This is a genomic window from Shewanella sp. Scap07 (assembly GCF_013394145.1).
Lineage (GTDB): Bacteria > Pseudomonadota > Gammaproteobacteria > Enterobacterales > Shewanellaceae > Shewanella > Shewanella waksmanii.
In genome coordinates, this window is sequence record NZ_CP041329.1 from 2254346 (window position 1) to 2266588 (window position 12243).

7 protein-coding genes are annotated in these 12243 nt (G+C 44.4%); all 7 read left to right on the top strand.

From position 1 onward, the window contains the following. Positions 1–28: 28 nt before the first annotated feature. The gene (gene prc / locus FLM48_RS09860; protein ID WP_179024516.1) at positions 29–2074 is read left to right on the top strand and encodes a carboxy terminal-processing peptidase; all 2046 of its coding nucleotides are present in this window, start codon (positions 29–31) and stop codon (positions 2072–2074) included. Positions 2075–2161: 87 nt separating this feature from the next. After that, positions 2162–4723 (top strand): aminopeptidase N, encoded by a 2562-nt coding sequence (gene pepN / locus FLM48_RS09865; protein WP_179024517.1) that lies wholly within the window; start codon positions 2162–2164, stop codon positions 4721–4723. A 92-nt stretch (positions 4724–4815) separates the two neighbouring features. Continuing rightward, on the top strand, positions 4816–5034 hold the full coding sequence (locus tag FLM48_RS09870) for a DUF2835 family protein (RefSeq protein ID WP_028773996.1): 219 nt from the start codon (positions 4816–4818) through the stop codon (positions 5032–5034). A 320-nt stretch (positions 5035–5354) separates the two neighbouring features. After that, entirely contained in the window at positions 5355–7415 is a 2061-nt protein-coding gene (locus tag FLM48_RS09875; RefSeq protein WP_028773995.1) for a DUF1302 domain-containing protein, read from the top strand. A 17-nt stretch (positions 7416–7432) separates the two neighbouring features. Next, on the top strand, positions 7433–8797 hold the full coding sequence (locus tag FLM48_RS09880) for a DUF1329 domain-containing protein (protein WP_179024518.1): 1365 nt from the start codon (positions 7433–7435) through the stop codon (positions 8795–8797). A 53-nt stretch (positions 8798–8850) separates the two neighbouring features. After that, positions 8851–9861: a YCF48-related protein gene (locus tag FLM48_RS09885; RefSeq protein ID WP_179024519.1), complete on the top strand. Its 1011-nt coding sequence runs from the start codon at positions 8851–8853 to the stop codon at positions 9859–9861. A 12-nt stretch (positions 9862–9873) separates the two neighbouring features. Beyond that, positions 9874–12183: an RND family transporter gene (locus FLM48_RS09890; protein WP_028773992.1), complete on the top strand. Its 2310-nt coding sequence runs from the start codon at positions 9874–9876 to the stop codon at positions 12181–12183. Positions 12184–12243: the final 60 nt, after the last annotated feature.

A 12243-nucleotide genomic window follows, 5' to 3' on the forward strand; every position in this document is an offset into this window, starting at 1 on the left:
CTCATAGTCATAAAGGAGTAACTTGTTGATGCGAAAATTATCTCTGGCCGCCTCTATTGCCAGTCTTTTTGTTGGATTCTCAGCTTTGGCGCTATCGCCAACCATTCCATTCAGCGAGTTACCCTCACTGTCACAAGAGCCACAACATAAGGTGGCAAGTAAGCGCGTAACACGTCTGTTCACGCGCTCGCACTATCATAGATTTGATTTAGATGACGAATTTTCTAAACAAGTTTTCGACCGCTACCTAAAGCAGCTCGACTTCCGCCGCAATGTGTTGTTGCAATCGGACGTAGATAGTTTAGAAAAATACGCCACTCAATTCGACGATATGCTTAAAAGCGGTAATTTGACGCCAGCATATGAAATGTATGAATTGATTCAAAAGCGTCGCTACGACCGTTTTGCCTTTGCATTGAGTCAACTTGAAAATGAAATCAAGTTTGATGTTCCCGATGACAAGTATCAGTACGATCGCAAAGATGCTGCTTGGCCGAAGAATGAAGCCGAGTTAGATGAGTTATGGCGTCAGCGCGTCAAATATGATGCATTGAATTTGAAACTGACTGGCAAAACGTGGGAAGAGATTGTCCCGGTATTGGAAAAACGCTATAACAATGCCATCAAACGTCTAAGTCAAACGAAAAGCGAAGATGTTTTTCAAGGCGTGATGAATGCCTTCTCTCGTACTGTCGAGCCGCACACTAGTTATCTGTCGCCACGTAATGCCGAGCGTTTCCAAATGGAGATGAACCTCAGTTTAGAGGGGATTGGCGCCGTATTGCAGATGGATGAAGATTACACCGTGATACGTAGCTTAGTTGCTGGCGGCCCGGCTGCAGCAAGTGAGAAATTGTCCCCAGAGGATCGAATTGTGGGTGTTGGCCAAGACGGCGAAGAAATCGTCGACGTGATTGGCTGGCGACTTGATGATGTTGTCGAACTCATCAAGGGTCCTAAGGGCAGTAAAGTTGTTTTACAGATCTTGCCTAAAAAGGGTGGCTCAGCGGCGAAACCGTTTGATGTGACCATCGTTCGTGACAAGATTCGTTTAGAAGACAGAGCAGCAACTTCAGAGGTGATGGAGCCGACTGAAGGAGAGTATGCCGGTCGCAAAGTCGGCGTGATTGAGATTCCAGGATTCTATATGAACCTGTCTCAAGATGTCTCTAAAGAACTGGTTAAACTGAAAGAAGCCAAGGTTGAAGGTATTATTATCGACCTGCGTGGTAATGGTGGCGGTGCGTTAACTGAAGCGACTTTATTAACTGGCTTGTTTATTGAGCAAGGCCCGGTTGTACAGATCCGCGACGCTAACGGAACGGTATCGCAAAATCGTGACAACGATGGCCGCACCAGTTATAGCGGACCATTAACGGTAATGGTTGATCGTTACAGTGCATCGGCTTCAGAGATTTTTGCTGCCGCACTGCAAGATTATGATCGTGCACTGATTGTTGGTGAGTCTACCTTTGGTAAAGGGACCGTGCAGCAGCATAAGAGCCTTGGTCAGATTTATGACATGTATGAGAAGCCTGTTGGCCATGTACAGTACACCATTGCTAAGTTCTATCGCATTAATGGCGGTTCAACTCAGCTAAAAGGTGTTACACCTGATATCGCTTTCCCAAGTGCCTTAGAGCCAGGTGAGTACGGTGAGGCAGAGGAAGACAATGCATTACCATGGGATAAAGTACCGGTTGCCCAATACGGCACCTTAGGTGACATAGACCCAGCTTTAATTGCTAAATTAGCCGGTAAGCATGAGCAGCGTATTAAGCAAGATGTTGAGTTTAGCTATATTTTCCAGGATATTGCTGAGTTTAAGAAGCATCACGATGAAACAACCGTTTCTTTGGTTGAAAGTGAGCGCATTGAAGAGCGTGAAACCGCGGATAAGAAACAGTTAGATCGTTTTAACGAAAGACGTGTTGCTGATGGCCTTGAGGTGGTTAAAAACCTTGATGATGTTGAGGACGATGTTGAGACACCTGACGCGTTCCTTGATGAAACGGTCAATATCACTTTAGATATGGTCGATGCGGGTAGATTGGCCAAAAATCAAGCTGAGTGATTAAAAGTTACTGAGCCTGAACACAAAAACGCGCATTAGGCGCGTTTTTTTATATAAGAATTCGAACGCGTAAACAGAGGGAAGAAAATGTCTCAAATGCAAGCTAAACACCTCAAGGATTATCAAGCGCCTAGCTACACGATTAATCATATCGATCTCAATTTTGACCTTAAAGGCCCTGCAACCCAGGTTACAGCTGTAAGCCAAGTGAAGCGTATTGATGACGTTAAAAAGTCATTGGTCCTTGATGGCGATAACATGACGATAGTGTCATTAAAAATAGATGGTGACCAAGCCCAATATCACTTTGATAATGAACAGCTGGTTATTGCTGCTGATAAAAACGAATTCAGTTTAGAGATTGTGACTGCGCTTGATCCTGAAGCTAATTCGGCATTAGAAGGCCTGTATATGTCGGATGGTGCGTATTGCACTCAGTGTGAAGCTGAAGGCTTTCGCCGTATTACCTACTTCCTTGATAGACCCGATGTGCTTGCGACCTACGATGTACGCGTTGAAGCTGACAAAGCGCAATTCCCGTATCTGCTAAGTAACGGCAACAAAGTTAACAGTGGTGATCTGGCTGATGGCCGTCATTTTGTTAGCTGGCAAGACCCATTCCCTAAGCCTGCGTATTTGTTTGCTCTAGTGGCAGGTAACTTTGACTTATTGGAAGATAAGTTTGTAACCCAAAGTGGCCGCGAAGTTTTGCTGCAAGTGTTTGTCGATATCGGTAACCTCCATAAAGCTAAACATGCAATGGTATCGCTGCAAAAAGCCATGCAGTGGGATGAAGAGCGGTTTAATCTTGAATATGACTTAGACATTTATATGATTGTTGCTGTCGACTTTTTCAATATGGGGGCGATGGAAAACAAAGGCTTGAATGTTTTCAATACTAAGTATGTGTTAGCAGATACCGAGTCAGCAACTGATGATGACTACCATGGTATTGAATCTGTTGTCGGCCACGAGTATTTCCATAACTGGACGGGTAACCGCGTGACTTGCCGAGATTGGTTTCAGTTGAGCTTGAAAGAGGGATTGACTGTCTTTCGCGATCAAGAGTTCAGCTCAGACTTAGGTTCACGAGCGGTGAACCGGATTCAAGCGATCAAAGTCATAAAAAATCAGCAGTTTGCAGAAGATTCAGGACCAATGTCTCACCCTATTCGTCCTGAGTCTGTTATTGAAATGAATAACTTCTATACGGTAACTGTGTATAACAAAGGCGCGGAAGTGATTCGTATGATGCACACCTTGCTAGGCGAACAAGCATTCCAGCAAGGCATGGCGTTGTACTTTGAGCGTCATGATGGCCAAGCGGTCACCTGTGATGATTTTGTGGCGGCAATGGAAGATGCATCAGGTATTGATTTAACGCAGTTTAGATTGTGGTATAGCCAAGCCGGTACGCCGATTGTTGACGTAACGGAATCTTATGATGAAGCCAACAACAAATATGCGCTAACCGTGACTCAACATACCCCAGCGATGGCGGGTGAGGCAGCTAAATTACCACTGCACATTCCTTTTGATGTAGAACTTATTGATAAAGAGGGAAGTAGCGTTATTAATCAGGTGCTTAATTTGACTGAAGCATCACAAACATTCGAATTTGAGGGTGTTGGCGCTGGCGTTGTACCGTCATTATTACAAAATTTCTCAGCGCCAGTTAAATTGCAGTTTAACTATAGTAATGATCAGCTTATTCATCTTATCCGCTATGCATCAAGCGAGGTCGCCAAATGGGAGGCGTCAGTTGCCTTGTTTAGTGACGCGACCTGGCACAATGTGGCAGCGTTGTCGCAGCACCAAGCGATGAGCTTACCGAGCGAAGTCAGCGATGCTTTTAAGGGATTGTTATTAAATCCAGAATTAGATAGAGCATTACTGGCCGAAATTTTAACGCTACCCAATGCATCAACACTAATTGAGCAAGTCGACCAAGTGGAGCTTAACTTGCTGCAAAAGGCTAGAAGCTTTGTGGTTGAAGAGATAGCCACGCGTTGTGAAGATGAGCTTGCGACGGTTTACCGTGAAATGCTCAAATATAACGAGCCTGCTTCACGGGCGTTAAAAAATGCCTGTTTATTATTATTGCAACGTGTGTCAGATGAGTATCAGCATTACGCCGTTAGTCAATTTGAAAGTGCGACTAACATGACTGACAGTCTGGGGGCTTTGCAGGCCATTAATGGTGAAGATAATGCGGTAAGACAGCGTTTGTTGGCTGAATTTTACAATCAATGGCAAGATACACCGCTTGTGATGGATAAGTGGCTGGTATTGCAAGCGACGTGTCCGGCTGCAGGAAGAGTGGCTGCGATAGAAGCGCTTACCCAAGATCCTGCTTTTAGTTATTCAAATCCTAACCGAGTGCGTTCATTAATTGGTGCGTTTGCTGCTGCGAATACTTTCGAGTTTCATGCCGCAGATGGCAGTGGTTATCAATTCTTGCTTGGGGCCCTTAAAAAGCTCAATACGTTGAACCCTCAGGTTGCTGCTCGTATTATTACACCTATGATTCAATTCAAGAAATACGACAATCAGCGTCAAGAGTTGATAAAGTCGGCACTCAAAGAACTACTAGCATTGGATAATCTATCAAAAGATCTGTTTGAAAAAGTATCTAAAGCGTTAGCCTAAGGCTAAAATAGAGGAGGCGATGAGTGCGCCTCCTCTACAACATTGATTTAACCTAATGTGCAAGGTTTACTTAAAAGTTACAGCGAAAAATGATGGAATTTTATTTTAGTGTTCGTATTAGCTATAAAGACTTTTTACAATATTATCAGGGGTATGTAGACAAAATTGAGGTGCGTGATCAACATAGTGGTAAGACTTTGTGGATCCATGCCCGTTACTTCCGAAAATTTCTCACCGCAAACGGATTACAAGGCCAATTTCGATTAATTCTTAACAAACAAGGAGAATTTCAATCACTCAATAAACTCTAGTTTAGAGTATATACTTCAAACGACTGATTATATTTTTGAACTGCCGTTCAACAACTGTCTGCACTTTAACTTATTGTTTATAAATAATTTTAACCCTTTTTCCTTGTTTATTCTTATATTACGTTCTGCAAATTTAAATCACCCGTTTTAATTCCTGTCTAAATTTTGACTTAAGTAACCAATTTTTTGAGTAATTTTTCTAATTTTTCGTCTTGCTCCATCGATGTAAATGCTGTAACAATGGTGTTATCTGAACGCTAACAAGTTGTTGGTTATCATTCCTATAACAAGAATCCAGCAGGTTACGGAGAATAGCAATAATGAAAAACGTGAAAACCGGCTTTAACAAGTCGACACTTGCTTTGGGGATCGTTGCAGCGCTAAGCATGGGAAGTGCTACTACCGCGCAAGCAGTATCCTTTAATTGGGGAGAAGTAGAAGGGACATTCGATTCGACCTTCAGTGCTGGTGCTAGCTGGCGTGTTGAAGAGCGAAACTGGAACGATCACATTGGTAAAGTGAATCACCCACGTTTTGATTGGTCTAACTACTCTGCATTTAATAACACCAAATATACCTCGTCTGAGATTTGGGCTCAGCCAGGTTCATATTCAAGTAACGGTGATTTGAGTAACCTGCTTTACTCTCAAGGTGACGTTACCTCTATGGTATTTAAGGGCTTGCATGAGCTTTCTTTGCAATATAAGAACTTTGGCTTATTCGCCCGTGGTATGTATTTTTATGACCAAAAAGCCAATGATGGCGATTATGGCTTTAGTGACCCTATCACTGGCCAAGAATATGACCCCTGTGCAGATGACCAAGCATCAAAAGTACAATGTAAAGATATTCGCCTGTTAGATGCGTTCGTTTATGCTGATTTCGATTTTAATGATGGTGCTAACCCACTGACCGTTCGTGTTGGTAATCAAGTGGTTTCTTGGGGGGAAAGTACGTTAATCGCCCATGGTATTGGGGTGATTAACCCTGTTGATTTGAATATTTTGAATGCGCCAGGTGCGGAACTCAAAGAAGCCTTTAGACCACAAGGTATGGTGTGGGCTTCATTTGGCATTACCGACTCGTTATCAGTTGAAGGTTTTTATCAGTACGACTGGGAACCAGTTTGGGTACCAACACCTGGTTCATATTTCTCAACTAATGATTTTGCCGGTTATGGCGGTTACTCGCAAAATGCTCAGTTAGGTTTTAACGCTAACCCAGATATTAACCTCGATTTCTTGCAAGCTGAATATAATACCTTGGCGGCGATGATTGCCTCAGGTAACTATGATGCCGCGACATTGGGTAGTTTAGCGCTGGCCTACCCAACCAAAGTCACCTTGGTTGACGATCAGAAAAGTGCCAGTGACTCTGGCCAGTATGGTATCAAGCTTGGTTATTATGCTCCGCAGTTAGGTGAGACTGAGTTTGGTTTGTACTACATGAATTATCATAGCCGTCGCCCACTTATCAGTGGTACTACCGCCAACTTTGAAGCCGATGCTATTCAAGCTGATATTGCCACACTTGCCGGTATTGCTGCGAGTGGTAACTCGGTGACGCGTGAAGATATGCTCGCCCTTGAGACGTTCTCTAAAGCGCAAATTGAATACCCAGAAGATATCAAACTTTATGGCTTTAGCTTTAACACCTTAGTGGGTGACACGTCGGTTGCCGGTGAAATTGCGCATCGTCAAGATGAACCGCTGCAAATCGATGATGTTGAGCTATTATTTGCCGCGATGCCACAGCAGCTAGCTAATGCTGGCTTACGTCCTGATCTTGATGGTGTATCGCAATACACCAGCTATGTTAGCGATGTAGGTCCTGGCGAGCGTGCTCAGGGTTATATCCTACGTGATACTACTCAAGCACAGATGACATTTACCCACTTATTTGGTCCGGTGCTAGGTACCAGTAACCTAACAATGCTTGCCGAAGTCGGCGGGGTTTGGATCCACGATATGCCAGGTTTTGATGAACTGCGCTTAAATGGACCTGGAACTGCGCGCTCAGGCGGCAACCCAGATATGCCTGGTATTATTGAAGCATTACATAATGGACCAGAGACTAACCCATTCCCAACAGATTTCGCTTGGGGTTACCGTTTAGTGGCTAAAGCAGATTACAACAACTTGTTCGCCGGTGTGAACATGTCGCCACGAGTGATTTTCTCACATGATGTTGACGGTATTACGCCAGATCCAATGTTCTTGTTTACTGAAGGTAAAAAGGCTGTGTCGGTTGGCGTTAACTTTGACTACCGTAGCCGTTGGGGAGCGGATATTTCCTATAACTCGTTCTTCGGTGGAGTAGGTACCACTAACCAGATGTCAGATCGCGACTATGTCTCTTTCAACATCAAGTATTCAATTTAATCACAAGGACAATAATAATGAACAAACTTGCGATATTGTCGGCAGCTGTGGCGGTAGCATTATGTGCACCAGCGAGCTATGCAAAAATCTCCGAAGCGGAAGCCGCTAAACTGGGTGCTGAATTAACACCACTTGGTGGCGAGAAGGCTGGGAACGAAGATGGCAGTATTCCAGCGTGGGATGGTGGCATCACTTCTGCCCCTGCTGGCTATGAAAAAGGCATGCATCATCCAGATCCTTTTGCCGGTGACAAAATTGAATTTACCATTACCAATGCCAATAAAGATCAATATAAAGACCATCTCACTGATGGCCAGCGTAAGCTGTTTGAACTGTATCCAGATACATTCAAAATGAATGTATATCAAACTCGCCGTACTGCTTCAGTGCCTGAGTTTGTTTATGAAGCGACCAAGGCCAACGCGACTCGCGCTGAGCTAGTTGCAGATGGTAACGGTATTTCAGGTGCGTCAATTGGTGTGCCTTTCCCAATCCCACAGAACGGTTTAGAAGCTATTTGGAATCACGTATTACGTTTCCGCGGTGTTGATATCAAAACTGCGCGTAGCCAAGCTGCACCAACAGCCGGCGGTGGCTATACCTTGGTTGAAACAGCAGAAGAGATTCGCTTTGAATATTCTCGACCAGAAATTACTTTAGATAAATTAAGCTCAACCAATACGCTATTTTACTTTAAGCAGGTAGTGACTCAGCCTGCACGTTTAGCGGGTACGGCTTTGTTAGTGAAAGAAACGATGGACCAAGAGGCGCTACCACGCCAGGCTTGGACCTATAACACTGGACAACGCCGCGTTCGTAAAGCCCCTAATGTGGCTTTCGATACGCCAGGTACAGTCTCTGATGGTCTGCGTACTACCGATGATTTCGATATGTTCAACGGCTCACCAGTACGTTACAACTGGGAGTTATTGGGTAAAAAAGAGATCTATATTCCTTACAATGACTACAAACTGCATTCTGACAATTTGAAATATGATCAGATTATCAAGGCAGGCCACATTAACCCTGAACATGTTCGCTGGGAAAAGCACCGTGTTTGGGTGGTTAAAGCTCAGTTGAAAGAGGGCATGCGTCATATTTATAAGACACGTACTTTCTATATTGACGAAGATTCGTGGCAGGTGTCATTAGCGGATATGTATGATAACCGTGACGAGCTATATCGCGTAGCGGTAGCACATGCGATTAACTATTACGAAGTGCCAACTCATTGGAGTACCTTAGAAGTATTCCATGATTTACAGTCGCGTCGTTATATCGCTATGGGCTTAGATAACGAAGGACGTATGTATGATTTCGACGCTAAGCTAAGTGAAGCTAACTTCACTCCAGCAGCACTAAGGCGTGCAGGTATACGTTAATCGACAATAAAGTAGGGGCGCGTTGCGCCCCTCATTTATCTAAGGAAGTTTGTATGTTGTTTAGCATGCTTCGGTTTGTTGTAGTCAGTTTTATCTCCCTTTCATTGTTTATCAGCGCCTATGCGCAGTCGGCAAATGAGATCGCTTTGCAACCACTAGCCGACCAATCTCTTGTGCTTGATATTGCGACTTTTAGCAATACAGCTATCGCTGTAGGTGAACGTGGTCACCTATTTAAATTTAACGGTCAATGGCAGCAGGTGAGTTCGCCAACGGTAGCTCTGCTAACTAACGCTTTTTTGGTTAATGCAGATCAGGGCTGGGCCGTTGGTCACGACGCGACTATTCTTTATACCCAAGATGCAGGTCAGTCTTGGCAAGTGCAGATGAGCTCTCCTGAAATTGAGAAGCCATTGCTTGATATTTTAATGTTTGACGAGAAATCCGGTGTTGCTGTTGGTGCATATGGCTTGTTTTATCGCACTCAGGACGGCGGTAAAACATGGCAAAGCGAATTTCATCACGAACTTTTATTTGAAGAAGACGTTGCCTATCTTGAAGAACTCAAAGCTGAGGATGAAGCACTCTATTTAAGTGAGCGTAGTACCTTGCTGCCGCACTTTAATCGTATTGTTCGTCTTAATAGTGGCGCATTACTAATGGTTGGCGAGTTAGGGCTTGTGGCCACCTCAGATGACCTAGGTTTTACCTGGCAAAAGCAAGATTTTCTTTATGAAGGCTCACTGTTTAATAGCGTAGTGACCGAAACCGGTGTGTACGTGATGGGGCTCAGAGGCCACCTTTTTTATTCCAATACAGGAACGGGTCAATGGCAAGAAATCAGTTTACCAACGCAGTCGACCATTAACGGCGGCATAGTGCTGAATGATTCTACCGTTCGTTTGGTTGGTAACGCAGGGGTGATCCTTGATGTTAAAAGCGATGGCGAAGCTAAGCTGGTAGCACAAAGACAAGGAGAAAATTTGGTCAGTATAATGACCGACCCTCAAGGTCAACTCTGGATTGCTGGAACCAAAGGGTTCGTTAAATTAGAACAAGAATAATAGGGCCTTAAGATGTTAGATAAAATTGTAAATGGATTAGAGGCATTCCTTTTTAGGCAAAGGCTAGTTGTCATTTTCTCTTTCTTGTTAGTGACAGTATTTTTAGCATTGCAAGCCAGCAACCTGAAAATGGATGCGGCATTTGTCAAAAATATTCCCCTGAACCACGAATACATGAAGACCTATTTGAAACACCAAAAACAATTTGGTGGTGCAAATAGCATTATGGTGGCGGTAGAAGACACTAGCGGCGATATTTTTAATGCTAACTTTTTCGATTCGCTAAAAAAGGTCCATGACCAACTGTTTTTTATCCCAGGTGTGGATAGAGCCCAAGTAAAGTCTTTGTATTCACCTTCAACGCGTTTTACTGAGGTAGTCGAAGATGGTTTCGCCGGTGGGCCGGTTATCCCAGCCGATTTTTCAACTACCGATGCAGGCCTTGCCATAGTACGCGGAAATATTGAAAAAGCGGGTATTGTGGGGCGTCTGATTGCTGAGGATTATTCTGCGGCGATGGTCAGTGCACAGTTGATGGATTTCGACCCACAAACGGGCGAGCCGCTTGATACTTTAGCGTTTGCTGCCCAGTTGGAAGAACAGCTGCGTGGTGAATTTGAAAATGAGCATATCAAAGTGCACATTATCGGCTTTGCTAAAATGGCGGGCGATGTCGCAGAAGGTGCCAAAGGGGTGGTGCTGTTTTTCTTAATCGCCATTTTAGTCACTGCGGTAATGGTGTATCTGTTTTCTAAATCTATTTTGCTTACCCTGCTGCCGCTAGCTTGTAGTTTAGTCGCAGTAATTTGGCAGCTAGGTTTGCTGACGGTTGTTGGCTTTGGGTTAGACCCCATGTCGATTCTTATCCCGTTTTTAGTGTTCGCCATCGGTGTCAGCCACAGTGTGCAGATGATCAATGCTGTGCGTCGACGTGTGGGTGAAGGTGAGACCACCAAGGCCGCTGCAGCTTCATCCTTTAGAAGCTTATTAGTGCCAGGCGGTATTGCTTTACTGTCTGATACCGTGGGCTTTATGACTTTGTTGGCTATCGATATTGGTATTATTCGTGAGCTGGCTATCTCTGCCTCATTAGGTGTGGCAGTGATTATTTTGACTAATTTGATCCTGTTACCGTTACTGATCTCATACTGTAAGTTATCGCCAAGCGTTAAAGCGGTTAAAAAGGCTGATGGCAATGATATTTGGCGCAAACTTTCCTGTTTTGCCACACCCAAATATGCGGCGGTTGTCTTAAGCGTCACGGCGGTACTTTATGGGGTTGGGCTGTATGAAGCCAATAAAATGAAAATTGGCGATCTGCAGGGCGGCGCGCCAGCGCTGCATTTTGATTCGCGCTACAACCAAGATACGTTTTTCATCACTGATCATTTCTCTATCACTACCGATGTCATGACTGTCATTGTTGAAGCTAAACCTGAAGCGTGTACCTATCATGATCAGTTAATGCAGATAGATGAGTTTGAGTGGCAAGTTGCCAATACACCGGGTGTTGAATCAACCGCGAGTTTAGCGTCTGTAGCGAAAAGGGTTAATGCTGGTTTTAACGAGGGTAATCCTAAGTGGCAGGTTTTGCCACGTACGACTGCGAGTCTCGTGCAGGCGGTAGGGCGTATTCCAACGACATCGGGGCTGCTTAACAGTGATTGCTCGGTCATGCCTGTGTATCTGTTTTTGCAAGATCATAAGGCTGAAACTGTTGAAGTCGTGGTAGATAAAGTTAAAACCCTTGCCGCCACGATGAATAATGAGCAACTGACATTCCGCTTAGCTTCAGGCCCTGTTGGGGTAATGGCTGCCACTAATGAAGCGGTTGCTGAAGCGCAGCTACCCATGATGCTCTATGTATACGGTGCGGTCTTTGTGCTGTGTTTACTCAGTTTCCGCTCATTGCGCGCAACAGTTGCAGTGATTATTCCTTTGTATGTGGTTTCTACATTGGCTCAGGCCTTGATGACCCAGCTTGATATCGGTCTAGCGGTCAGTACGCTGCCGGTGATTGCCTTAGGTGTAGGTATTGGGGTGGATTACGGTATCTATATTCTGTCGACCATGGCGGTGAAGTTAAGAGACGGCGTACCAGTGCAAGATGCTTATTATCAGGCGTTGGTTGAACGGGGTAGTGCGGTGATATTCACTGGCCTTACTTTGGCTATTGGTGTCAGTACTTGGTTCTTCTCTGCACTTAAGTTCCAAATGGACATGGGAATTTTGCTCACGTTTATGTTTTTAGTGAATATGTTAGGGGCAATAATTATTTTGCCAGCCATTGCGGCGGTATTCTGGCGAAAACCACGCGCCTAGTCATTAAAAGGAGAGCTTAGCTCTCCTTTTTTTTGCATAGTTACGCTCTATAGTCGATTG

What these genes read in the sequence shown, in the direction of transcription:
- prc (WP_179024516.1), top strand. Translation starts at nt 29, where the DNA reads ATGCGAAAATTATCTCTGGCCGCCTCTATTGCCAGTCTTTTTGTTGGA.
- FLM48_RS09880 (WP_179024518.1), top strand. Translation starts at nt 7,433, where the DNA reads ATGAACAAACTTGCGATATTGTCGGCAGCTGTGGCGGTAGCATTATGT.
- FLM48_RS09870 (WP_028773996.1), top strand. Translation starts at nt 4,816, where the DNA reads ATGGAATTTTATTTTAGTGTTCGTATTAGCTATAAAGACTTTTTACAA.
- FLM48_RS09875 (WP_028773995.1), top strand. Translation starts at nt 5,355, where the DNA reads ATGAAAAACGTGAAAACCGGCTTTAACAAGTCGACACTTGCTTTGGGG.
- FLM48_RS09885 (WP_179024519.1), top strand. Translation starts at nt 8,851, where the DNA reads ATGTTGTTTAGCATGCTTCGGTTTGTTGTAGTCAGTTTTATCTCCCTT.
- FLM48_RS09890 (WP_028773992.1), top strand. Translation starts at nt 9,874, where the DNA reads ATGTTAGATAAAATTGTAAATGGATTAGAGGCATTCCTTTTTAGGCAA.
- pepN (WP_179024517.1), top strand. Translation starts at nt 2,162, where the DNA reads ATGTCTCAAATGCAAGCTAAACACCTCAAGGATTATCAAGCGCCTAGC.